Here is a 25030-nt window from a genome sequence, read left to right on the forward strand (position 1 = left end):
AGATAGTCAAGAACGCATCATTTAAAATTTGTTTATAACATCACTTTAGTTTGTAAATTGATAGAATCTAATGTTTAACTCGCGGTAAATATCTCTTTAAAAGCATTGATTTGTTTATATTGTTGGAGCTCATCCAAAGAGTTAATGCTATGAAAAAATAAGTTTTGTTTTTGAAATACGGCGACTTGTGCATGTAAAAGCTTAAAGCACTCTTTTAAACTTAATCGTTGTTTATCAATTTGCTCTCGTATCGTAATCAGGCTTTCACGCTTTAATAAGCAAAATGGGTATAAAGCATCCCCATTAATTGAAACATAGGCTGCCTGAGCTTGTTTATTTTTGCGTAGTGCGCTGTGTAATTTCGCAACGACTTGCGTAGGTATATACGTCACATCACAGGGAATACACAAAACATAATCTGCTTTTACATGTGACCATGCGCTTTTCATGCCCATAAGTGGGCCGAAAAAACCGGAAGCATCATCTTGAAAACACTTAATATCAGGCACAATACTTTGATAAATCGAATAATCACGATGACTATTTACCCAAATTTCAGATACAGATGACTTTAGTTTTTGATGAATTTTGAGTAGTTGCGTATCGCCATCAAATTGCTGCAACAGCTTATTTAAACCATTCATACGGCGGGCTTGTCCACCCGCCAAAATGACCAGATCAGTTACGGGATATCCCTTATTCACACTTCCACCTCTTGTTGGCAAGCTTTAATCAAGCCACGAATCTCAGGTAAACATGAACCACAGTTCCCACCTGCTTTTAAACATGCAGTAACCTGTTTTTCATGGGTAATGTTTTGTGTTTTTATCACGTCGATAATTTTATTCTTACCTACTTTAAAACAACTACACACTAAAGGCCCATCATTATTAGTAGCCGACATTGGCATACCCGCTAGTAAAGCTTTTCGGTGCAAGGCGCTCAAACGTTCTCGTTTAAACAGACTCGCTACCCAATCACGGTCTGGCAATAAATCTGGCGGTGCAATATATAGACTTGCAATTACAATGCCATCTTTCAAAATAACGCTATGGCTCAGTTGTGAAGAGATATCTTCTATGCTTAACCATTCAAAGGTTTCATCGGCAAATGGTAAAAAGCTTTTCAGATTCTTTTGAGTATCATGAAAAGTTTGGCGGTCTGCAAGTTCATAACGATTGGTTTTCACCATTTTGACTTTGGTCCACCATGCACAGTGATGTAGCGATTCTTGAATATGCGAATCGTATCCTTCACGAATATAGAGCACACCTTGCCAAGTGGTATAGAACGGCTGAATAGTTACAGGCGTATGTTTGAACTCAGGTTCACCTGAAATTGCATCAACTTCTGGATTAACGACTTTACCAATGCGGGCATCGGATGCAACCTGTTCAGTCCAGTGAATCGGTGCAAAAATTTGCCCACGACGGACACCCGACGAGAATGTTACACGTAGTACACAGCTGCCCCATTTCGAACGAACTTCTACTAAACCTTGATCACGTACACCAAACTTTAAGGCATCACTCGGATGAATCTCGCAAAATGGTTCGGCACGGTGACTGGTCAAATTTGGCGACAAACCAGTACGGGTCATGGTGTGCCATTGATCACGAATACGTCCCGTGTTCAAAATGAGCGGATAATCTTCTGAAACTGCATGTACTGGATCAATGGCAACAGTCGGAATCAATTTTGCCTTGGCATTTTTATGACTAAACTGCCCTTTGCCAAACAGTTGTTGAACCGCTTTAGCATCTTGGTTTTTATTCCACACTGGCCATTGTACTGGTTGTAGAGCATCGTACTCAGCATTACTCAGATTCATTAAACCTTTTAAGTTGAAATAACGGAAAGTATTACTTTGTTCACGCGCATTTATGTCTGCATTGTCTTGTGCAGATAACGCTGCATGCTCATTAAAGATGTCACTTACATTCGCAAAGTCAAAACCATTAAAGCCTAATTTTTTCGCGACTTGGCTAACAGACCACCAATCTGCTTTTGCTTCACCCGGCGCAGGTAAAAATGCGCGCTGACGTGAAATACGACGCTCAGAATTGGTCACTGTGCCATCTTTTTCGCCCCAACCTAAAGCTGGAAGCAATATATCGGCGTAAGCCGTAGTATCGGTATCGGCACAGATATCTGATACTACGACTAACTCGCACTTCTCTAAAGCACGTTTAACTTGATCGGCATCTGGCAAACTCACCACCGGATTGGTTGCCATAATCCAGATGGCTTTAATTTTTCCGGCTTCAACCGCATTAAATAAATCAACTGCTTTTAAGCCAGCTTGTGTTGCAATAAATGGACTATCCCAAAAGGTTTGCACTACTTTTTGATGTAATGGATTATCTAAGTCCATGTGTGCCGCTAGCATATTGGCTAAGCCACCCACTTCTCGACCACCCATCGCATTGGGTTGGCCTGTCATCGAAAATGGTGCGGCGCCGAGCTTACCAATTTTGCCTGTTAGTAAATGACAATTAATAATACTGTTGGCCTTATTTACGCCCTGACTTGATTGATTCACACCCATTGAAAATAGGGTAATTACTTTTTCAGTTTGAGCAAATTTCTCAAAGAACTGCTGTAATTTGTCTAAGGAAATACCGCTACGTTTTGCCACATATTCAATATCGGCTTCTGGGTGGCTGCTTGCCAAAACATCTTGCAGACCTTCGGTATAAGCCTCTACAAATGCCTGATCGGCATGACCATTTTGATATAGATATTGGAATAGGCCATTAAATAAAGCGACATCTTGGCCCGGCAAAATCGGTAAATGTAAATCCGCTTGTTCACAAGTACTGGTAAAACGTGGGTCAATTACCACAACAAACATATCGGGATTGTGGCTTTTAGCCTGCATAATCCGCTGATACAGCACAGGATGGCACCATGCGGTATTAGAACCGACCAATACCACCATGTCTGCATGTTCAAAATCTTCATAACTTGCAGGGACAATATCCTCACCGAAACTACGTTTGTGACCTGCCACCGCAGATGACATGCAAAGGCGTGAGTTGGTATCAATATTTGCAGTGCCCAAATAGCCTTTTACAAACTTATTCACCACATAATAGTCTTCAGTCAAAAGCTGACCTGAAACATAAAATGCAATGCTGTCACGACCATATTGATCGATACAAGATTGGAATTTCTTGGCAATTTTATTGATTGCCGCGTCCCATGTAGTTACCACCCGATCAGCTTTGCGCCCCATCATTGGTTGTAAAACACGTGTTTCTAACCCCAAAGTATCCGCAAGACGGCTACCTTTAATACATAAGCGTCCAAAGTTGGAAGGATGCTCAGCATCCCCCTCAACTTGTACCAGAGGTCCTTGAGGTTTTTGTTGGACGTTTACGCTAACACCGCAACCCACCCCACAATATGGACATGTTGTTTTGATTGTTTTTGCAACATGATCGGAGCTATCGACTTCAACGCTTGGAATACTATTCATAACTGCTCCTTTCCCTATTTAGCCTGCATTTTTTAATGCAAAATCTCGACCAAATAGCAGTTTGTTTCTAAATGAAGAAACAGGTGTTTGGTCTGCAATTAATTCTGCATACCACATGCCATCTTCAGTATCACCAAACAGTACTGCACCGATTACCCGATCGCTTTGAATGATAATACGCTTATAAATCTGGCGTTTTTCATCGTTCAGGATAATGTCTTCATAATCATCTTTCGGCTCAAAATTACCCGCAGAGAATACATCGACTCCACTCACCTTTAACTGAGTCGGTACGGTTGGCGCTTTAAAAGTTAAGCTGCCATGCTCTGCTAAATGGGTCGCGCAAATAAAAGCTTGCCCCCACAGTGGTTCAACCAAACCGAAAGTTTGACCACGGTGTTCGATACACTCACCCACGGCATAAATACTTGGGTCAAATGTTTGCATGGTGTCATTCACCAATACACCACGGTTACAACGTAATCCTGCACTTTGCGCCAAAGCAATATTTGGACGAATGCCCACGGCGAACACCACAAGGTCTGCATCTAAGACCGTGCCATCTTTCAAACGGATTTGCTTCACATGCCCATTTTCATCACCAATTAACGCTTCGGTATAGGCTTCGGTAATGATTTGAATGCCTTTTTGCTCAATGCTATGACGTAATAACTGGCTCGCACGACTATCAAGTTGACGTTCCATAATACGGTCCATCAAATGCAATACTGTGACATTCATACCGCGTTGTTTTAAACCATACGCCGCTTCTAAACCAAGCAAACCGCCACCAATCACCACTGCATTGGTTTTTGAATCGCAGTATTCAATCATGGTGTTGACGTCATAAATATCGCGGAAAGTTAACACACCCTTTAAGCCAACACCTTGAACTGGTGGAATAAATGGTGCCGAGCCTGTTGCCAGAATCAAACGATCATAATCAACTGTCTGACCTTTTTCGGTGTAAACCACTTTACGCGGGCGATCAATTTTTACGGCTTTATCACCTGCAATAAATTTAATGCCTTTATCGTCATACCACTTCGGTGGATGCAACATAATGTCTTCAATGGTTTTTTCACCCGATAAAACTGGAGATAACATAATGCGGTTATAGTTACCCCAAGGTTCTTCACCAATCACTGTGACTTCATAACGGTCTGGGGCCATATCAAGTAAATCTTCTAGACAACGCATCCCTGCCAAACCATTTCCAATTAGCACCAGTTTAAGTTTGTCTTGAGACACACCTGTATTGGTAATATAAGTTTTTTGCGGTACTGCATTGACCCAAACACGGCCATCAACAATTTTGCTTGGATAAACTGAAAGCTTTTGGTCTTTATCTTCTAAACAACGGCCCGTTGCTAAACTGAAATGTTGTTTATAGATTGGTGATGCAATAACACGCTCACCTTGTAAATCACCGATAATCCCACGGCTCATGACATTGGCTTGGCTAAACGGATCTTTATTGCTCAGCACGTAAACACGTTTTTCATGTCTCACACGGAAGATTGCTACCGCTTGACCACCAACTAGCGCACCCGCACCAGTGTTTGGGGTTAAATCATCGAGTGCGCAAACGTCAATCCACTGATTATCAGGAAGCATATTTTTGTCTTGTACAATATTCATAGAAACTCTCCTTTATGCTTCAACCATTGGAATACGGTCTTCTGAACGTTCAGCTTCAGTTAATGGGCGAATTTGACCACGTTCAGTTGTAAATTGAATGTGTGGATCGGCCTGTTCATTTGCTCCTGCGTTGATATACGTTTGGAAGCGTTTACGAACTTCAGGATTTTCCACCGCAGTACGCCATTCGTCTTGATATGTGCCAATAATGTGTTCCATACGGCGCTCAAGCTCGGCAGCCAAACCAAGTGAATCATCCACAACTACAGATTTAAGATAATCTAGACCACCTTCCATGTTGTCGCGCCATACACTGGTACGTTGTAAGCGGTCTGCGGTTTGAATGTAGAACATATAGAAACGGTCGATGTAACGGATGAGCGTTGCTTTATCAAGGTCAGATGCAAGTAACTCGGCATGACGTGGTTTCATACCACCGTTACCACATACATAAAGGTTCCAACCTTTTTCGGTCGCGATAATACCCACATCTTTACCTTGCGCTTCCGCACACTCACGAGTACAGCCAGACACTGCCATTTTTAATTTATGCGGTGAACGTAAACCTTTGTAGCGGTTTTCAAGTTCAATCGCCAAACCAACCGAGTTATCTACCCCGTAACGGCACCATGTGCTACCCACACAAGATTTCACGGTACGCAATGATTTACCGTAAGCATGACCAGACTCGAAGCCCGCAGCATTCAGCTCTTCCCAAATGAATGGAAGCTCGTGAACTTGCGCCCCGAACATGTCAACACGTTGACCGCCAGTAATTTTGGTGTACAAGTTATATTTCTTCGCAATTTGACCAATCGCGATTAAACCATCTGGAGTCACTTCACCACCTGCCATACGCGGTACAACCGAGTAAGAACCGTCTTTTTGGATATTACCCAAATAGTAGTCATTACTGTCTTGTAAGCCTGCATGGCTTGGCTCAAGGACGAAATCGTTCCAGCAAGATGCTAAAATATTTGCGGCAGCAGGTTTACAGATATCGCACCCTAAACCATGACCATGTTGATGAATCAAATCATCGAATGTCTTAATTTCATTGACACGAACCAAGTGATACAACTCTTGACGCGAGTACGGGAAGTGTTCGCAAATGTGGTTATTTACAGTCACACCTTGACGTTGCAACTCTGACTTCAACACTTGTGTCACTAATGGTGCACAGCCACCACATGCTGTTGCTGCTTTGGTGCATTTCTTTAATGCACCTAAAGAGGTCGAACCATCGCTAATTGCTTGGCAGATGTCCGCTTTTGATACGTTATTACATGAACAAATGGTCGCGCTGTCTGGAAGTAAATCTACACCGCTACCACCAGACTTACCTGCTGATTGTTCAAAGCCCGGCATAATCAAGCTTTCCGGCACTTCAGGTAAAGCCAGACCGTTTAACATCATTTGTAAAAGGTCGTTGTACTCTTTCGCATCGCCCACCAAAACCGCGCCCAACAATTTGGTTTTATCTGCATTTACAACAATCTTTTTATAAACCAGCGCATGCTCATCTGCATAGAAATAGCTTAATGCACCCGGAGTCATGGCATGTGCATCACCTACAGAGGCAACGTCCACACCCATCAACTTCAACTTGGTGCTCATGTCTGCACCGGCGAAGCAATTACACTCTTCATCTAAAATGTGTTTTGCTGCAATACGCGCCATGTCATAGCCCGGTGCAACCAAACCATAAATTTTATTTTGCCAAAGCGCACATTCACCAATGGCATAAATATTGTTATCTGAAGTTTGGCAATAATCATTAATGACGATACCTCCACGCTCACCAATCGCCAGACCACTATTGCGTGCGAGCTCATCACGTGGACGGATCCCCGCAGAGAATAAAATGACATCTGCTTCAAGCTCGCTACCATCTGCAAATTTCATTACATGTGTAGTGCTGTTACCACATTCGATAGATTGTGTCGCTTTTTGTGTATGAACTTTTACACCAAGGTCTTCAATTTTACGGCGTAAAACTTTACCGCCCAAGTCATCAATTTGAACTGCCATTAAACGTGGTGCAAATTCAACAACGTGCGTTTCTAGATCTAAATCACGTAAAGCTTTTGCAGCTTCAAGTCCAAGTAAACCACCACCAATGACTACGCCTGTTTTTGCATTAAGACTCGCTGCACGAATCGCGTCTAAGTCTTCAATCGTACGGTAAACAAAGCAGTTTTCACGGTCATTACCCGGAATTGGTGGAACGAATGCATACGAACCAGTTGCCAACACCAATTTGTCATAGCTGATGACATCACCATGATTGGTTGTGACTGTTTGTGCAGCTGTATCAATTGCAGTTGCTTTTGTATTTAGACGTAAGTCAATGCCATGAGCATCAGCAAAGTCAAAACGCGCCAAAGATAAATCTTTTGCTGATTTCCCAGAGAAATATTCTGTTAAATGCACACGGTCATACGCGATACGAGGTTCTTCCGCGAGAATCGTGATTTCCAGTTCATCATCTGCTTTTTCTAAAATGGCTTCGATGAATTTGTGGCCCACCATACCATGACCAATCATTACCAATTTCATAGTGTTTCTCCTCAAATCACGTTGCTTTTAAGCTGCGTTATTGCGTTCTCAAATAGACGTTGTTTTTTTGCCTTGTGTTCTACCGAGAAGCGAATCAATCTCACAAAGCATGTAGCTGCTTGGAATCCATTTTTCCCACTCGTTAATGACACCCAATGCACAGCAAAGTCATAAAAAGAAATAAAAAAAGCGAGCCCCCTCATAGAGAAGGCTCGCATCGCTGGAACTGAAAAATTAGATAATTCAGATGTAACTTTTTTATGCAATAAAAATAAAGACATGGCCTTCACTCCGACTGAACGTAAATTCTTTGTGTGCACAGTTGCACTCACAAATTCGATCAGAACGGACATCGTTGGCCGTCTTTAAAACTTATGGTCGTCTTCGACCTGTAATTAAGTAAGCATTTTGCATGCCAATCCTTATATAAATTTAATTTAAAAATTTTTTATTTTTAATTTCATATAGATATAATTTCGCCACCTATCTTATAAAAATAATGTCTTATTCTATTTGCCCCATCGCTGTACACTTAAATGGTTAAGATAAAAATATGTCTTGCCACAAAATGAATCGTATTTTTGCACCAAGACTGACCACATTCATTGTTTAGCTCGCTGAAATGCCACTTAAACTGGATTTTTTGTTTAGTTTTGGATGGCACTAATCTTGCTTAAAACCTGATAACAAAAAACGCGTCGAATTGGCGCATTTTCTTAGCCTGATTTTCTGAACTTATGCCAAAACTCAAAATAGCCCTTATTGATGATGATCATGCGCGAGCAGACTATATAAGAAAAAGTCTGCTTGAAAATGATTTTGAAGTGGTCGCTTGCCTTACTTTGGACCATTTAAATATTTTTCGTCTCGAGCATTTACAAGCCGATGTGATCTTGCTCGATATGGATCATCCTCATCGTGACATTATTGAAAGTTGTGTGAGTAGCTATGACCTACCGACTGTCCTGTTCACTAAAAATTCAGATAAAGACACCATCAAACAAGCCATCGATGCGGGAGTAACGGCTTATATTGTAGATGGCATAGACCCTGCCCGTTTACATACCATTTTAGAAATCTCGATTGAGCAATATAAAAAACACAAAAAACTCGAAGGTGACTTAAAAGAGGCTCAAACCAAACTGGCTGACCGTAAAGATGTTGAAAAGGCCAAAGTGTTACTCATGCAACTCCACGGTCTGCCTGAAGATACAGCTTTCCAACTTCTCAGAAAAAATGCCATGAGTCACCGTATAACGATTGGAGAAATGGCACGGCGGTTACTTGATGCCCAAAAATTACTCAACAATCAACTAAAGGATGAATAAATGAGCACATTAGAAAAGACTCAATTACAACTCGGCTATATTCCTTTGCTTGATTGTCTTGTATTGCTTTGGGCAAAACAAAGAGGCTTCTTTGAAGAGGTGGGTTTAGATGTCACTTTAGTTAAAGAAGCATCATGGGCAAGTCTTCGAGACCGTCTTGCTTTTGGTCTATTAGATGCAGCGCATTGCTTATCTGCAATGTTACCTGCGGCGGCTGTAGGCACGGATCAAATTGGCACGCCACTACAAACATCACTCGTTTTAAGTGAAAACCGTGCTTTCATTAGCTTAAGCCAAAAACTTACTCATCAACTTGCAATTCAAAAAAATGATACGGCCCAAGTAACGGCTCAAAAAGTGGCAAATTATCTCGAACAAGGTCACTCCATTTCTTTAGCGCATGTATTTAAGCATTCTATTCACCATTATTGTTTAAGAGAATGGCTCGCTTTAGCAAACCCTGAACTTGCTCAATCTATCCAGCTCAAAACATTACCGCCACCTTATATGGTTGAAGCATTAGACAAACATGTGATTGATGGTTTTTGTGTAGGAGAACCTTGGAATACTCAAGGCGAGCTTCTGGGTTTAAGTAAAATGATTTGCTCAAGTCAAAACATTATTCCACCTGTGGCTGATAAGGTTTTAGCCGTAACTCAAGAATGGGCTGAACAGCATCCACAAACACTGGTTGCACTCACCACGGCAATTATGAAAGCCCAACAAGAATTGAGTGAGTTAGACGATTTTGCTCCAATTTTAAAATTATTAGTCGAGTTTGGAATTGTGCGCTTCCATTGTTCAGAAGAAGTACATGTCGACAAATACTATATGATTCAGGATATTGTCCGTCATTTAGTAAAAGAAAGTGCACTTCCAAAAGTAGAAGACTTTTATTGGCTGCTCGAGCAAATGCAAAAATGGGATGAACTTCAACTCGACCAAGCACAAATCACAAGCTTGGGTGCTCAATGCATTAATCTTGAGGCTTATGAACAAGCTAAACAACGTTATCGTTCATAACTTTTCTACTTATTAAATCACCATAAAAAAAGCTGTCTTTTATGACAAAGACAGCTTGAAAGACCCATAAGACAAAATGCGAAACACGCATTACTATACTTTCTGGACTCAACTGATCCGTTGAAAATATAACGCTTATGGAAATGATCATATCTATCTAAGCGTATCATTTTCAGACATTTTCATATCAATAACTGCCACTTGATCAATTTCAATTCATTATTCAAAGCATCTTAAGTCAGTCTTAAAATATTTATCTCTTCTTTAAGCCTTAAATCTACCCATGCTCAAGACAGAATAGTGATGCATCAATTACGCGGATGAGGTCATAAATTTCATTTTATTTCTTCAAAATAATTTCTCGCATCTGTCTTAATTAAATTAATTTTTTTAGCTCTAAAGTAATTTATTGCCTATGTCATTATATTTAAAAAGATTTATTTATTAATCCTTTTGTAAAACTTAAATATTACGATTCAAATAATTAGATAAAAAAAATTAGTGAAAAATCCTCTAAGTCCCTCCTGTTTTTAGTTACAAACCGCAACAATCATGGCACAAATGGTAATAATAATTAAATTAATAATCATTATCATTCACACCACATAAAAACCTGAGAAGATCTACCATGATCCATGAAAATATTCTCGACTGCATAGGTAAAACGCCACTACTACAATTATCAAGGCTATTCACGCATCAATCGATCTCAGTGATTGCGAAAATGGAATTGTTAAACCCAGGAGGAAGCATTAAAGACCGTCCGGCATTATTCATGCTACAGGAAGGTCTGAAATCTGGAGTGATTAATAAAGACAGTCATATTGTTGAAAGTTCATCAGGGAACTTAGCTATTGCGCTTGCAATGGCTTGCAAAATATATGGATTAAAATTTACTGCCGTTATTGACCCAAAAATTGCCTCAGCAAACTTACAAATGTTGAAGCTCTACAAGGCCAATATCGAGATGGTCTCTGAAAAAGACCAAAACGGCGGTTATTTAAAAACCAGAATTGACACTGTAAAACGACTCTGCCAACAGCTTCCAAATGCTGTTTGGATTAATCAGTATGCAAACCCAAATAACTGGAAAAGCCATTATTTTGGAGAAGCAGAAGAAATCCTAAATCAAATTGATCGCAAGATTGATTACCTCGTGATTGGGGCAAGTACCTCTGGCACGATTATGGGCGTATCTCGTCGCCTTAAAGAAAGATTTCCAGAATTAAAAGTGATTGCAGTCGATATCGTCGGCTCTGTATTGTTCGGTGGTACATCTGGTCCACGTGAAATTCCTGGGATTGGTGCAAGTACTGTCCCACCGCTACTCTCCCCCGATGAAATTGATGATGTCATTTATGTAGATGACTATGAGTCGGCACTCGGTTGCCGAGAACTTCTTGAGCATGAAGGAATCTTTGCTGGCGGTTCAAGTGGCTCATCAATTTCAGCCATCAAAAAACTGATTCCAACCATTCCTGATGGATCGTGCGTCTTAACACTGTTGCCCGATCGTGGCGATCGTTATCTCGATCTGGTTTATGAAGATGAATGGTTCGAAATGATCAAGAAGCGTCACTTCAATCGAAACTTACGACGCCAAGAAAACCTTACTTTACAAAATGTTGTTTAACCTTCTCCTTAGGAAATATTCATGAGCAATTTGGCTACCCTTCGCTATTTAAGTCAATCAGATTTATTAAATCTTGGCGCAAATCATAGTAATTCATTTATTGAAGCAATTACTGAAGGTTTAACCCTGCATGCAAATAAACAGTTTGTTCAACCTTTAAAACCTTATCTTCGCTGGCAAGGTGCAGACCATATTGCCGACCGTATTATCGCAATGCCTTGTTATTTAGGCGGCAACGACCCGATTGCCGGAATCAAATGGATTGGTTCAAGACAACATAATCCTAAAAAATTCAATATTCCGCGTGCCAGCGCACTGATTGTTTTAAATGACTCAGAAACAAATTATCCAGTTGCGGTGATGGAAGGCAGTCTCATCAGTGCCATGCGAACTGCGGCAATTACTGGTGTTTCGATTAAATATCTAGCAAAAAAAGACTTTTCCGACATTACCGTTATTGGCTGCGGACCAATTGCTCAAATGCAGATTAAAACTGTGCTTGAACAATATGCTCAAGTGAAAAAAGTACATTTATTTGATGTAAACCCTGAAGCAGCTGAAAAACTCAAAGCGTTGTTTTTATCAGAATATCCGAATCTAGAAATTGAAATTCATGACAGTGCTAAGTCTGCGATTCAACAAGCCGATGTCCTCATTACCTGCACAGTCTCAGATAAACCTTACATTCCATTTGAGTGGCTTAAAAAAGGCTGCTTTGTTTCAAATATTTCAATTATGGATATCGAGCCTGAAGTCTTCTTAAAAGTCGACAAAGTGATTGTAGATGACTGGGACCAATCAAACCGAGAAAAGAAAGTCATCAACGTGCTCGTTGAGGATGGCTTATTCAGCCGTGAAAAACTGCATGCTGAACTTGGCGACATCATTATTGGTCATAAAAACGGTCGTGAACACGAAGATGAAATCATTTTGCTCAACCCAATGGGCATGGCGATTGATGACATTGTCTGCGCTAAATGGTTCTTCAATGCCGCACAAGAACAAAACGTTGGCACGGTTCTACCGCTTTTATAAGAATAGGAATAACTAAAATGTTAGATCGGATTTACACAGCACAACTACAAAAAACGATAGATGCACTCTACATGGAGAATTATGGAGATTTTAAAGATCACATTTCCTATAAAAAGCCTTATATGGCAATTACTCTCAATGATGAGTTGGAACTCTATTTCAGCTGTTTAAAAGTAGATGGTGTAAATCCTTTCTATGTTACCCAACCCGAAGTTTTGCTTCATAACCTTTTGAGCAATACAACTTCTAAAATTTCTATTTCTGAAGTTTTTAACTATTTAACCCAAGCAACTTGGTGGCCATCTCCACACCATCAAAAAGCGATTAATTATTGGTTCGACAACTTAGTGACGGCTGAAAAAATTCCTCAAATTTTACAGTCAGCCCTTTCATTTTCTTCGCCTTTGATTACTAGTGAGTTGCTATCACTGGTCGCTGATCGTCCATTTCATCCGTTCGCTCACTCAAAAGGCGAACTTGCAGCACTCACAACTCAAAAAGAAATTGAGGTGTATTGGTGGGCTTTTAAGAAAGATGATGTGATCAATAATATGGAGTCCATTCCTCACAAAGAGCTTCTGTTATCAGAATTTGAGGAAAGTCTTATTGCTGACAAAATGGCTCAGCTTTCAGATGATTACTTAGCCCTGCCTTTACTAGAGACTCAACATCGCTATTTAAAGTTTGAAGAAAATAAGTATGAAGGTATTGACCTAAACCATGTCACCACAATTGGTTTACCGACTTCTTCTTTAAGAACCCTTATTCACAACGCAAACCCTACTCTGCATTTAAAACTCTCAACCAATGCCAAAACATTAGGTGCAATCCGCTCCATGCCAGGCCGTTATTTAATGAATGGTCATACGGCTTATGATTTTTTAAATGAAGTCATTAATGAAACTGCTTTATTAAAAAATCGCCTCTTTTTGAGTAATGAAACACATTGGTGGGTGCTCGGTAAACAAGAGCCTATTGTAAAGAATTTAGGTGTAATCGGCTGCCAAGTCAGACATTTACCCGACTTTTGCCAAGATAAAAACGTCACGCCAATCACTATGTCAGCTTTAAGCTGTACGTATGTCGACCCTTGGGAAACTTTAGGCGTTGAAGGTGACAAATGGTCATTACTAAAAGACTTAAGTGTTCATTTTATTCAAACATTCTTAACGCTTTGGGCAAAAGGAATCATGCCTGAATGCCACGGGCAAAACACTATGGTGTGTTATGAAAATAATAAGTTTAAATGCTTTGTTTTGCGTGACCACGATACCTTAAGAATATGTACCACAGCCATTGAAGAAAATGGTTTTACACCTCCGATTTATACCATCGATACGAGCACACCGAACAATCTTATCTTTACTAAAAATGAAGACTTATTTAATTACTTCATTACCCTAGGAATTCAAATTAACCTCTACCCGATTGCTTTAGCTACCTTGAAGTATACGGATCGTACAGAAGGCGATTTTTGGGAGATGGTTCAAGACATTATTCAAGATTTTGTGGAAACTCAACGCATTTCAGAACGAACAAAATCGCAAATTCAAACCTATCTTTTTGACAATAAGACTTGGCCATTCAAACAGCTACTTACGCCTCTACTTGCGCAAGAAAGCGACTCAACAGGCATGCCAAGTAAAATCGGAAGTACGCCAAACCCTTATCACAGCTTATCTGTTTCTAGCTATGAGACCATGGATATCTAAATCATGCGCTCATCTCGCCTAGATCATTTCATTATTTTGCTCTGTCAGTTTTTTTCCACTTTTGGGCTTATGGTGCTGATTCCGATCATGCCGCTCTATATGGAAAAACTGACGTCGCATATGAGTGCTCCCACTATCTGGGCAGGTTTGGCACTCGCGGCTCCGGCTATTGGCAGTTTATTTACCGCACCGATTGTGGGTCACCTATCCGACACATTCGGCCATAAAAAAGCCTTGTTACTTTCTCTGGCTGGTTTCTGTATTTCAATACTGCTCATGGCGAGCGCCCAGCATTTATACCTGTTTATTTTCGCGCGAATTTTACTCGGTTTTTGCGGTCTTTCTGTGATTTTAAATGCCTATGTTTCATATCTTTCTAATGAACAACAACGTGGTGCCGCTTTTGGGCAACTACAAAGTAGTGTTGCGCTAGCTTGCCTATGTGGTCCCGTGCTCGGCGGGATATTTATGGATCAATGGCGGGTTGAAGTATTACTCAACGCGACAGCATTTGTTGTGATGACACTCATTGTGATTGCATCAATTGTATTAACCAATCCCGTTAAAACAGAGGTCACAAAAACCAAAGAGAAATCTAAGCTTCCAGCTTTCTTTGATAGAACGATTTTTTCGTGGTTAAGCGCCGGCATTTTGGTTCAAGCGGGCGGCTTTGGTTTGGTGTCATGCTTTGTTTTATACATTAGTGAAATAAGCCAAAGCACTCACTCATCGTTATCTGCTGCGAGTTTAACGGGAACAATTCATGCGCTTTCATGGGGAGCAGCATTTATTGCTGCAACCTATTGGGGAAAAAGAAATGATGATAAAGGAGATTCTTTTAATAACTTCATTTACGCATCTTTAATTTGCGGCATCACGATTTTCGCATTGATCTGGGTTTCTAATCTCTGGCTGATTCTTGTATTACGACTCATACAAGGCTTCTGCTTTGCAGCCCTTATTCCTTCGATCTTACATACAATTTCTCTAAAAGCCGGCGCTCAAAGCCAAGGAAAAGTGATTGGTATTTCTAACAGTGCCTTTGTCTTAGGACAACTTATTGGCCCAATCACGATCACGCTCACCTACTCATTTTTCAATATTACTGCTGCATTAATCTGCACCTCACTATTTTTTATCGGTGCGGGATTAGTAGTGATTTTGAACAGATTCTTAATGGATACAATTTTAGAAGAGGCACAAGAATGAACTCAATTATTACAACCGATGCATGGTCTTATAAACTTTTCGAACAGTACCTGAATACTTTCTTTCGTGAACTCAAAGTAAATCTTGAAAAGCACATTATCCCAGCTCAAGATTCTCCTTTATTCACCCTATATGCTGAGCAACCAGACACACTGTATTTTGCTTATACGTTTAATGCGTCTAACACGATTGTTTATGGTGCAGTTCAGCATCTTTCAACTACGGGTTATCACCGATATCAACGTGGTTTTGTCCTGCAAAACTTAAACGAAAATACTTTTGACTCACTCACCAACCCTAAACAGTTAGTGAAACTGATTACAGATGAGTTGAATAGCTTATTTAAAGATAAAAATCAAAATAAGAACCTGTACTCAGATATTGCCAATAGTATCGAAAATACAAAATTCTTTTTAGAAAATAAGCCATCTCAAACAGCATCTAAAGTAGTTAGTGGTTTTCAGGCTACTGAACAAGGCATGTTATATGGGCACCCTTTTCATGTGACTTCTAAAGCCAATTTAGGTTTTTCTAAAGAAGACATGAAAAAGTATAGCCCTGAGTTAGGCGCAAGTTTCCAACTTCATTACTTTGCAATTCATTCTTCTTTAATCCAAAAGCTTGTAAGTGAAGAACAGTCTTCTCACCGTATTGAAGATGAAGTTTTAGAAACTGCAAAAGAACGCTTACAAGAAAACTTAGCAAATTACGAGTTAATGCCAACCCACCCTTGGCAAGCTAATTTCTTACTTCAACATCCATCTTTGAAGAAATATTTAGATAGCCAAGACGTGATCTATCTGGGAGCTTTAGGTCAAACCGTATGGCCGACCTCATCCGTTCGTACAGTGTGGTTACCTCAATCGAATCTATTCTTAAAGCTATCAATTGATGTACGAATTACCAGTTTCATTCGTAATAACCCAATGGATGAGATGGAACGCGCGATTGATGCGAGCAAAATTATTATTAATCACAAAATTAATGAGCAATATCCAGACCTTGTGATTCTGCCGGAATTAGAGGCAAAAACAGTCAAAATTCCAGAGCTTGAAAGTTCATTTGGCATTCTTTATAGAGCAGGACTCACGCCAGAGGTATTAGAAAATACCAGAATGCTAGGTGGCTTGGTTGAAGAAAATGAAAACTATGAAATCCCGCTTTTAAGCATTATTCAGCAAGCGGCACCCAACCAAAATCTACAATCGAAAGACGCGAAAGACTTCATTACTTTCTGGTGGAAACAGTACGTTAAAGTTTCACTCATTCCATTAATTGAGTTGTTTGCAAATAAAGGCATTAGCGTAGAAGCGCACATGCAAAATAGTTTAATGGAATTTAAAAACGGCTATCCACATCGCCTTATTCTTCGAGATATGGAAGGCATTAGCATTGTTCCAGAAATGATAGAAGACGACTCATCTATTTCTGAAGATAGTACCGTTTGGTTCTCTCAGAAAGATGCGTGGACCTTTTTAAAATATTACCTTGTGATCAATCACATTGCTCATCTCATCAGTGCAATTGCACGAGTTACGGCCATTGAAGAATCTGAACTTTGGCAAGCCACACGCCTTACGCTCACGCAAGAAAATTTTAGCGCCAAAGGCCAGCAATATCGCGATTTATTAATTAATTCACTCACATTACCAATCAAGGCAAATATGTTAAATACGCTCTACCACAGTGGTGGCAATCCTATCTGGATTGAAGTTGAAAACCCTATTTATAAATATCGCGGTGCAGAAGCACTTTGCCCTCTTCAACCAACACAACAAACCAATTATAAAACCCTCGCGGAAAATCGCGTGATGGGCCAATTATTAGAAGCACTCATTTTTGAAAATACTTTTAAATACGAGTTTTCTAAAGGTCAGATCAAGTTTTATATTTCCGATACCGTTTTTTATACTTGCGCGGCTAAACGACATTTCAGTTTTAAACGAATTAAGTTAAATCCTTCGAGCTTAGTCCGTTCTGATATTAGTTTAGATGCTGAAACTCGTCCTAGCTTAAAAACGCTACTTGCCGATCTAAAAAATATTATTGAAGCTGACCCAGTTAAATGGCAAAACTTTAATGATGAACTCAATTTAACTTATGTTAAGCATGCGCAGACTTTAAGCCAAGCCCCTGTTCAACCTTTAAGAACCTTGCCATACCTAGAACAAGAAGCGCGGATTACCAACGCCCATTTATATCACCCGAGTTTTAAGTCTCGTATCGGCTTCGATTTAAAAGAAAATCAAAAATATGCACCAGAGCTTTCTGAAGGTTTTACGGTTCAATGGGTGGCGACTCATAACAGTTTATGCAAACTAGTTTTAAGTGAAACTATTAACTTAGAACAGCTTTATAAACAGCATTTTTCAGAGAAAGATCTGCAAACTATCAATGATCAATTGAAAGAGCAAAATGTAGAGTTTAAAAATTATATCCTTACCCCAATTCACCCGTGGCAGTGGGATAAAATTATTGAATTATATTATCAAGATGCTATTAGCAACCAACTGATCATCCCGTTAGATATTGAAGGTCCGACTTATTTACCGCAACAGTCGATTCGCACATTATCAAATATTAGCGACATCTCAGCGCTTTCTCTTAAATTGGCAATGAACTTGGTCAATACTTCTACCTCTCGTGTATTGGCACCGCATACCGTTCAAAATGCGGCGAAAATGAGTGACTGGCTTTATAACATTGTTGAGCAAGACCATATTTTAGAAAAACAGCGCAAGCCTGTTATTTTAAGAGAGATTGGCGGTCTTTCAGTTAACCAGCAAATTGCGCTACCTGTTCAATACGGCGCACTCGCCTGCATTTGGCGCGAAAGTATTTACAGCTACTTAAAAGAAGGCGAATCGGCAACGCCAGTAACAGGACTAATGCAACTCGATACAGACCAAAAACCGCTGATTGATGAGTGGATTCAAGAGTACGGTATCGAGTTCTGGTTAGAAAAATTACTCACCAATGCTTATTTACCAATCATGCATATTTTATGGTGCCACGGCCTCGCTTTAGAGTCCCATGCACAAAACATGGTTCTGATTCATAAAAATGGTTTACCTGTTAAAGCGGCTTTGAAAGATTTCCATGATGGAATTCGTTTTAGTCGTCATCTTTTACGTGAGCCAAACCTTTTACCTAACTTGCAAGATGCGCCGAAAGAACATGCCAAGATTAACCCGAACTCGTTCTTGGAAACCCACTCTCCAAATGAGTTAAGAGACTTTACTCAAGATGCGCTTTGGTTTGTAAATCTGGCTGAGTTAGCGATTTTCTTAAATGAACATTATGACTTCGATGAAATCAAATTCTGGACCATGTTAAGAACCATCATTAATCAGCATAAAGAAGCTCACCCAGAGTTTAGCGAACGATATGAATTGTTTAACTTTACAGATGACACCATTGATATTGAACAGCTCGCAAGCCGCCGTTTCCTTCCGGAAATTCGCTTAAGAGTACAAACCACGCCGAACCCGCTCAGCCTTATTAAGGAAATTGAATATGAATAAGCATTCGATTTCTTTTAAGAAACGAATAGCAAATGGCGAGACGCTCTACGGAATCTTTTGTTCCGTAGCTTCTCCGATTAATGTCGAGCAAATCGCACTTGCGGGCTACAACTTTATTATTATCGACTTGGAACATACTTTATTTACTACGTCTCAAGTCGAGACGATGATTTTAGCCGCTAGAACCATGAATCTTGATGTCTTTGTGAGGGTGCCGTTAAACGCCAACCATTTAGTTCTACCTCTGCTCGATGCAGGGGTAACGGGTATTGTTTTTCCGCGTATAGAAAATGCTCAGCAAGCACAAGAAGCCGTGAACTATTGTCACTATATGCCTCTTGGGCAAAGAGGTCTCAACTCGACAAAGTTAAATCGATATGGCATGGATGATTTAGCTAGTTTTGTTCAACACGCAGCAAACGAAACTGTTGTCGTTGCCATGATTGAGAGCTTGGAAGGACTGAAACAACTAGATGAAATATTAAAAGTTGAAGGTATTGATATTATTCTGGAAGGTGCTGCCGACCTTTCTCAATCTATGGGAATGCCATGGCAATCTAGCCATCCAAAAGTGAAAGAAAAAGTTCAAGAGATGTATGCTAAGACTAAAAATAGTCAAAAGCATTTCTGTGCTATTCCCCGACAACCTGAAGATATTGCGGCATGGAAACAACAATCCGTTCAGCTTTTTGTACTCGGTGATGACCGCAGCATTATTCGCCGTGCCCATCAAAATCATTTGAATTCTTATAAAGAAATCTCATAAATTTTCAGTTGTGTAGAGCGATGGATGCACCTTCCTCTACACAACAATTAATAAAAATAAATTTTATTATTTTTTGTCCAACAACGATATTGTGAATTACAATCATTCTCACTTATAATTCGACAAATTTAAAATCACTCTCAGGGCGAGACAATGGGAAATAAGATAAAAAGTCACAAACTTTTTACGAGGAAGTCTGAAGTAAAAAATATCATTCCAATCCTTTCACTTGGTGGGGCCATTATTCTTTCCAATTCAGCTTTTGCTGCTTCACCTGCTGAAACTACAGAAACAGAAAAGAAACCCGAAGCTCTCCCGACAATTACAATTACTGCTTCACGCGCAGATGAACTTTCTACTTCTGCCAAGCAAGTGACCAAGCTAGATCAAAAACAAATTGAACTTTTAAGAAATGGTTCATCTGGCAGTATTGCAACCGTTTTAGCAAAAGCCGTCCCGGGCCTATCAGACTCAAGCCGCACCATTACCGATTATGGTCAAACTTTACGTGGTCGTAATGCTCTCATCTTGGTGGATGGCGTTCCAATGAACCTGACACGAGACACATCAAGAGGACTTTCAGCAATTGACCCTGAAAGCATTGCCAACATTGAAGTCATTCGAGGCAGTAACGCAATTTATGGTGGCGGCGCGGCAGGCGGTATTATTTCAATTACCACAAAAGCTGCGGGTGGCGAACCTACAGCAAAAACAGTCGTTGGGCTCCAAACGCCTTTAACAAATTTTCGTTCTAATGCTTTAAGTGGCGATATTCACCAATATTTCACAGGCAGCTTTAATGCTTTTGACTATGCGCTCGACTTTGGTTATCAGCGTATTGGTAGCCCGTACGATGCAAGTGGTGACCGTGTTGCACCAGAACCAAGTCAGGGCGATTTATATGATTCTGATGGCTATAGTATCGGTGGTAAACTTGGTTATCATATTGATGACAACCAATACCTACAATTCGCTGCAAACTATTATAATGCCGAGCAAGACTCAGATTATGCATCTGACCCAAGTGTGAAAAATGCTCCTGCTGGGACTGTACCAGCGAAAGCAATTAAAGGCTTAAAGCTCAAAGACCAAAATAAAAACGAAAACCAGATCTACAATTTAACTTATAACCATAAAGACTTTTTTGGTAATAAGGTTGATGCACAAATTTATTATCGCGACTTCTTTACACGTTTTTCACCATTTGATGCACGAAAAAATGCAAATCGTGGAGGACAAGTAGATCAGATCTATCAAGAAAATAATGTACTTGGTAGCCGCTTAACTGTTACTACACCACTTGAGTTTTTAGGTGACACCTCACTGGTTTGGGGTGGTGACTTTAGCCGCGAAAAAAGCGAAATGCCTTTAGATATTTTCGATCAAAAAATTTATGATCAATCTGGTGGCTTAGAGTTTGTAAAAATTGGCAAACTTATTTATTTACCTGAACTCACTACGCAAAGTGTGGGTGGTTTTATACAGTTAAAACACCGCTTTAATGACCAATGGTCAGCAGAAGCTGGTACGCGTTATGAAGACAGCTATGCCCAAATTGATAGCTTTGTTCCTTTATCACAATTAGGTAAGCCCAACCCTTACACCGTTGAGGGGGGGAAAGTGAAAGCTGATGCATGGTTGTACAATGCTAACGTGACTTTCTCTCCAGATGACCAACACTCGATTTATGCATCTTTTAACCAAGGTTTCCAATTACCTGATGTTGGTTTGATTATTCGTAATGCTGGTGAAGGTTTTAACCTTGGTTCGTCATTCTTAGAACCCGTAAAAGTAGATAACTACGAGTTAGGCTGGAAAGGAAACTTCAATAACTTCTCTTCAAGTTTAGCGGTCTTCCACTCCACTTCCGACCTAGGTGCTGTGCAATCGTTCAACAATGGTTTAGTACTCGCTAGAACCAAAGAAAAAGTCACTGGTGTTGAAGCAACTTTTGATTATCTTGACGATGCCAATGTTTGGGGAACTGGTGGTAGTGTTACGTGGATGAAAGGTCGTGAAAAGCCGCAAAACGGTGCTGAACAAGACATGACAGGCTTCCGTATTCCACCATTAAAAGTCACAGGTTATATTTCTTATAGCCCAACGGAAACATGGACGAACCGCCTGCAAGCTACTTACTTCGGTTCAGAAGATTACCGCTTAAATGGCAAAAATAGTTTTGGTCGCTATGATGTAAAATCTTATACAACAGCAGATTTAATCAGTAGCTTTGCGCTTAACAAAAAAGACACTGTGACGATTGGTTTAGAGAACATGTTTAACCGCAAGTATTATCCTCTATATAGCCAATTATTACGAACTAGCGATAACACTAGCCATTTAGTAGCAAATGGTGCAACGCTTAAAGTTTCTTATAGCCATAAGTGGTAATCAAAAACTGACATTGAATGTGTCACAAAAAGGAGATCAATGCGATCTCCTTTTTTATTAAAAATATTAATTCCTTATCTATTTTTTCCATTATTAACCTGAGGTAAACCCACAGAACCACCCTAGCATTCTGCTAAAAATTTTGTTAACTTGATTTTGTTACATATTCAAGATGCAACTTTTTCATCCAACACCCCTCATCGCTGTGTTTATGAAAACAATATCAATATGTAGTTTTACCAATATTTTTCATGGGGCAAATCATAATGGAAATCTCACACCGCGAAATTTACGCCCTCGTAGACATTAATAACTGCTATGTGAGTTGTGAGCGACTATTTAATCCCAAACTTATTGGTCTACCAGTCGTAGTACTTTCTAATAACGACGGATGTGTTGTATCACGTAGTGAAGAAGCAAAAAATATGGGTATCAAAATGGGTATTCCATGGTATCAGATCGAACAAGAAGCTCTTCAAGCAGGTGTACACGTCTATTCAAGCAACTACACTTTATATGCTGAAATGTCACGTCGCTTTTTTTCAGTTCTTGGTGAGTTTTTCTCGCCCGATGATTTAGAAGCTTATTCTATAGATGAATGTTTTATTCGCCTTACCCCTTACCTTCAATCTCTAGATATTCATTCTTATTGTGTCAAAGTCGTAGAAACCTTAGAAGAATGGTTAAGCTTACCCTGTTGTATTGGCATCGGATATTCAAAAACTCAAGCAAAATTGGCCAATCACTATGCTAAAAAAATTAGAAGCTTTAATAGAATTTGTAATTTCACGACCTTAGATCCTTTACTTCTTGAAGACCTCATGCAATACACTTCAGTCAAAGAAGTCTGGGGAATTGGCTATCAATTAGTCAAACAATTACGGAGTTATGAGATTTATTCATGCTTAGACTTAACTTTTGCCAATGAGCATCATCTAGCAAAAGCTTTTTCTGTGGTTATGGCACGTACCATTCGTGAGCTAAAAGGCCAATCCTGTATTCAACTCGACGATCCTGCAATTGTCACCAAACGAATTTTAGCATCACGCAGTTTTGCTCAAGCTTTGTCCAGCATTGAGATTATTAAACAAGCGCTTATTTTTCATCTTAACCGGGCACATCGCCGTTTAATGAAACAAGAACAGCTCTGTGCATGCGTTCAAGTCTTGCTTTATGAAAAAATAGATAAACCACCTTATAAAAAAGCATCTTCTCAAGCGATAGGCTTAAATTATGCAACAGATGATTTATGCATATTAACAAAAGCAGCCATGCAGCAAATAGATGTTTTATATAAAGAAAATAAAAAATATATAAAGATTGGAGTTTTATTTTGTGGTTTGCATCCTCGTCAACATCATATTGATGATTTATGGCAACCTCTTGAGTTGATTCAGCAAAGACAACAATTAATGCAAACACTCAGCACAGTTCGTAACCGATTCGGTAGTCACTATTTACAAGTCGGTTATCATTCCCGTAATCCATCTTGGCACATGAAACAATGCCACCGTTCAAAAAATTATCTAACTCGATGGAATGAGCTATTAGTGATTGGAGAGAACTCTATAGCCGTTACACAAAATACATGAACTGTTTTTGTCAATTCAGTTTAAAATAAGCTCCATTAAATTACTTGAAATTTTGTCATTTTTTAACATTGCTAAATCATCGCAAAATTTACAATATATAAGCCGAATTTGGTATACCCTTTCTGCGACGATGAAAACAAATTATAAAAAAATTGTAGAAACATATGCCATAATAAGCAAACTTTGCAGACATCTTGCAAAGAATATTTGCAACTTTAGAGCTGGAGCAATCTGAATGAGTTCGACCATTTTGGTGATTCATGGACCGAATTTGAATTTGCTGGGAAAACGCGAACCAGAAGTATATGGTCATCTTACCTTAGATGATATTAACCAACAACTTATTAGCCAAGCTCAACAAGCTTCAATCACATTAGATACTTTTCAAAGCAACTGGGAAGGTGCCATTGTTGATCGTATTCATCAGGCACAAACTGAAGGCGTAAAACTTATTATTATTAACCCTGCTGCCCTCACCCACACTTCAGTTGCTCTACGTGATGCCCTACTTGGCGTTGCGATTCCATTCATTGAAGTTCATTTGTCTAATGTCCATGCAAGAGAGGCATTCAGACATCATTCTTATTTATCTGATAAAGCAATTGGCGTGATTTGTGGTCTAGGTGCAAAAGGCTATCGTTTTGCGCTCGATTACGCTATTGAAAAAATTCAACCATCTAACCCAAACTAGTTTAGGAATAGTCGCCCATGGATATCCGCAAAATTAAGAAACTCATCGATTTAATGATTGAGTCTGACTTGCAAGCGATCGAAGTTAAAGAAGGTGATCAATCAATCGCTTTAACTCGTCGCAATCCTGTCGTTGCTGCGGCTGGGGTAGCACTTCCGGCTGCTCCTGTTGCAGAAGCACCAGTTGCAAAAACACCGCGTGGAGCAGTTGAAACTTCTCCAATGGTTGGCGTGTTCTACGCTGCTCCAAGCCCAGGTGAAGCACCATTTGTTAAAGTAGGCCAAACAGTATCTGCTGGTGAAACTTTGGGTATTATTGAAGCAATGAAAATCATGAACCCAATTGAAGCAACTCAAAGTGGCGTGATTGAAGAAATTTTAGTGAAAAATGGTGAAGTTATCCAATTCGGTCAACCTTTATTCCGTTATCGCGCGTAATTACCCCG

Annotated in this window: 17 protein-coding genes and 1 pseudogene; 12 read left to right on the forward strand and 6 right to left on the reverse strand. The window is 39.7% G+C overall.

What is annotated here, in order from left to right; translation table 11 throughout:
* Positions 1-74 precede the first annotated feature (74 nt).
* Genes mobA through J690_RS0104475 form a run of 5 tightly spaced genes read right to left on the reverse strand, consistent with a single transcriptional unit; the run spans position 75 to position 7962 of the window.
* Entirely contained in the window at positions 75-704 is a 630-nt protein-coding gene (gene mobA / locus J690_RS14120) for a molybdenum cofactor guanylyltransferase (protein ID WP_005068841.1), read from the reverse strand.
* A complete protein-coding gene (locus J690_RS14125) occupies positions 701-3481 on the reverse strand; it encodes a nitrate reductase (RefSeq protein WP_032036562.1) in 2781 nt (926 codons plus the stop codon). The genes mobA and J690_RS14125 overlap by 4 nt, the downstream gene beginning before the upstream one ends.
* An 18-nt stretch (positions 3482-3499) precedes the next feature.
* Positions 3500-5122: a nitrite reductase small subunit NirD gene (nirD, locus tag J690_RS14130; RefSeq protein WP_032036563.1), complete on the reverse strand. Its 1623-nt coding sequence runs from the start codon at positions 5120-5122 to the stop codon at positions 3500-3502.
* A gap of 12 nt (positions 5123-5134) precedes the next feature.
* Positions 5135-7681: a nitrite reductase large subunit NirB gene (gene nirB / locus J690_RS14135; RefSeq protein ID WP_017385976.1), complete on the reverse strand. Its 2547-nt coding sequence runs from the start codon at positions 7679-7681 to the stop codon at positions 5135-5137.
* 11 nt (positions 7682-7692) lie between these two features.
* The gene (locus tag J690_RS0104475; protein WP_306308256.1) at positions 7693-7962 is read right to left on the reverse strand and encodes a hypothetical protein; all 270 of its coding nucleotides are present in this window, start codon (positions 7960-7962) and stop codon (positions 7693-7695) included.
* Between the two features lie 456 nt (positions 7963-8418).
* Between J690_RS0104475 and J690_RS14140 the strand changes: the two genes are divergently transcribed.
* Both J690_RS14140 and J690_RS14145 read left to right on the forward strand, forming a co-directional pair.
* Entirely contained in the window at positions 8419-9009 is a 591-nt protein-coding gene (locus J690_RS14140; RefSeq protein ID WP_002115726.1) for an ANTAR domain-containing response regulator, read from the forward strand.
* Positions 9010-10032, forward strand: a complete 1023-nt coding sequence (locus tag J690_RS14145; RefSeq protein WP_032036564.1) for an ABC transporter substrate-binding protein — start codon at positions 9010-9012, stop codon at positions 10030-10032.
* Positions 10033-10057: 25 nt separating this feature from the next.
* Here J690_RS14145 and J690_RS24600 read toward each other — a convergent pair.
* Positions 10058-10123 (reverse strand): annotated as a pseudogene (locus J690_RS24600) (hypothetical protein); the annotation flags it as partial.
* A gap of 537 nt (positions 10124-10660) precedes the next feature.
* On the opposite strand from J690_RS24600, the gene sbnA reads away from it, so the two are divergent.
* The 10 genes from sbnA to accB all read left to right on the forward strand — a co-directional run bounded on the left by sbnA (position 10661) and on the right by accB (position 25022).
* The gene (gene sbnA, locus J690_RS14150) at positions 10661-11665 is read left to right on the forward strand and encodes a 2,3-diaminopropionate biosynthesis protein SbnA (protein ID WP_005068826.1); all 1005 of its coding nucleotides are present in this window, start codon (positions 10661-10663) and stop codon (positions 11663-11665) included.
* 21 nt (positions 11666-11686) lie between these two features.
* Positions 11687-12700, forward strand: coding sequence for a 2,3-diaminopropionate biosynthesis protein SbnB (gene sbnB, locus J690_RS14155; protein WP_000067058.1), 1014 nt, complete (start codon positions 11687-11689; stop codon positions 12698-12700).
* A gap of 71 nt (positions 12701-12771) precedes the next feature.
* Entirely contained in the window at positions 12772-14412 is a 1641-nt protein-coding gene (locus J690_RS14160) for an IucA/IucC family protein (RefSeq protein ID WP_081405177.1), read from the forward strand.
* A 3-nt stretch (positions 14413-14415) separates the two neighbouring features.
* Complete coding sequence (locus J690_RS14165; RefSeq protein ID WP_032036567.1) at positions 14416-15621, forward strand: MFS transporter; 1206 nt, start codon at positions 14416-14418, stop codon at positions 15619-15621.
* Positions 15618-19145 (forward strand): IucA/IucC family protein, encoded by a 3528-nt coding sequence (locus J690_RS14170; RefSeq protein WP_032036569.1) that lies wholly within the window; start codon positions 15618-15620, stop codon positions 19143-19145. The genes J690_RS14165 and J690_RS14170 overlap by 4 nt, the downstream gene beginning before the upstream one ends.
* Positions 19138-19911, forward strand: a complete 774-nt coding sequence (locus J690_RS14175) for an HpcH/HpaI aldolase family protein (protein WP_032036571.1) — start codon at positions 19138-19140, stop codon at positions 19909-19911. The genes J690_RS14170 and J690_RS14175 overlap by 8 nt, the downstream gene beginning before the upstream one ends.
* 153 nt (positions 19912-20064) lie before the next feature.
* Positions 20065-22302 carry a TonB-dependent receptor gene (locus tag J690_RS14180; RefSeq protein WP_032036573.1) on the forward strand — a complete coding sequence of 746 codons (2238 nt, stop codon included), beginning with the start codon at positions 20065-20067 and terminating at the stop codon, positions 22300-22302.
* A 266-nt stretch (positions 22303-22568) separates the two neighbouring features.
* Positions 22569-23894 carry a Y-family DNA polymerase gene (locus J690_RS14185; RefSeq protein WP_032036574.1) on the forward strand — a complete coding sequence of 442 codons (1326 nt, stop codon included), beginning with the start codon at positions 22569-22571 and terminating at the stop codon, positions 23892-23894.
* A gap of 235 nt (positions 23895-24129) precedes the next feature.
* Positions 24130-24585, forward strand: coding sequence for a type II 3-dehydroquinate dehydratase (aroQ, locus tag J690_RS14190; protein WP_002115614.1), 456 nt, complete (start codon positions 24130-24132; stop codon positions 24583-24585).
* Between the two features lie 17 nt (positions 24586-24602).
* Positions 24603-25022 (forward strand): acetyl-CoA carboxylase biotin carboxyl carrier protein, encoded by a 420-nt coding sequence (accB, locus tag J690_RS14195; RefSeq protein ID WP_000354611.1) that lies wholly within the window; start codon positions 24603-24605, stop codon positions 25020-25022.
* Positions 25023-25030: the final 8 nt, after the last annotated feature.

This window comes from Acinetobacter sp. 742879 (genome assembly GCF_000588535.1).
GTDB classification, from domain to species: domain Bacteria; phylum Pseudomonadota; class Gammaproteobacteria; order Pseudomonadales; family Moraxellaceae; genus Acinetobacter; species Acinetobacter pittii.

Coding starts and splice junctions, on each gene's coding strand:
- J690_RS14125 (WP_032036562.1), bottom strand. CDS start 3,481: ATGAATAGTATTCCAAGCGTTGAAGTCGATAGCTCCGATCATGTTGCA.
- nirD (WP_032036563.1), bottom strand. CDS start 5,122: ATGAATATTGTACAAGACAAAAATATGCTTCCTGATAATCAGTGGATT.
- nirB (WP_017385976.1), bottom strand. CDS start 7,681: ATGAAATTGGTAATGATTGGTCATGGTATGGTGGGCCACAAATTCATC.
- J690_RS0104475 (WP_306308256.1), bottom strand. CDS start 7,962: ATGTCTTTATTTTTATTGCATAAAAAAGTTACATCTGAATTATCTAAT.
- J690_RS14140 (WP_002115726.1), top strand. CDS start 8,419: ATGCCAAAACTCAAAATAGCCCTTATTGATGATGATCATGCGCGAGCA.
- J690_RS14145 (WP_032036564.1), top strand. CDS start 9,010: ATGAGCACATTAGAAAAGACTCAATTACAACTCGGCTATATTCCTTTG.
- sbnA (WP_005068826.1), top strand. CDS start 10,661: ATGATCCATGAAAATATTCTCGACTGCATAGGTAAAACGCCACTACTA.
- sbnB (WP_000067058.1), top strand. CDS start 11,687: ATGAGCAATTTGGCTACCCTTCGCTATTTAAGTCAATCAGATTTATTA.
- J690_RS14160 (WP_081405177.1), top strand. CDS start 12,772: ATGGAGAATTATGGAGATTTTAAAGATCACATTTCCTATAAAAAGCCT.
- J690_RS14165 (WP_032036567.1), top strand. CDS start 14,416: ATGCGCTCATCTCGCCTAGATCATTTCATTATTTTGCTCTGTCAGTTT.
- J690_RS14170 (WP_032036569.1), top strand. CDS start 15,618: ATGAACTCAATTATTACAACCGATGCATGGTCTTATAAACTTTTCGAA.
- J690_RS14175 (WP_032036571.1), top strand. CDS start 19,138: ATGAATAAGCATTCGATTTCTTTTAAGAAACGAATAGCAAATGGCGAG.
- J690_RS14180 (WP_032036573.1), top strand. CDS start 20,065: ATGGGAAATAAGATAAAAAGTCACAAACTTTTTACGAGGAAGTCTGAA.
- J690_RS14185 (WP_032036574.1), top strand. CDS start 22,569: ATGGAAATCTCACACCGCGAAATTTACGCCCTCGTAGACATTAATAAC.
- aroQ (WP_002115614.1), top strand. CDS start 24,130: ATGAGTTCGACCATTTTGGTGATTCATGGACCGAATTTGAATTTGCTG.
- accB (WP_000354611.1), top strand. CDS start 24,603: ATGGATATCCGCAAAATTAAGAAACTCATCGATTTAATGATTGAGTCT.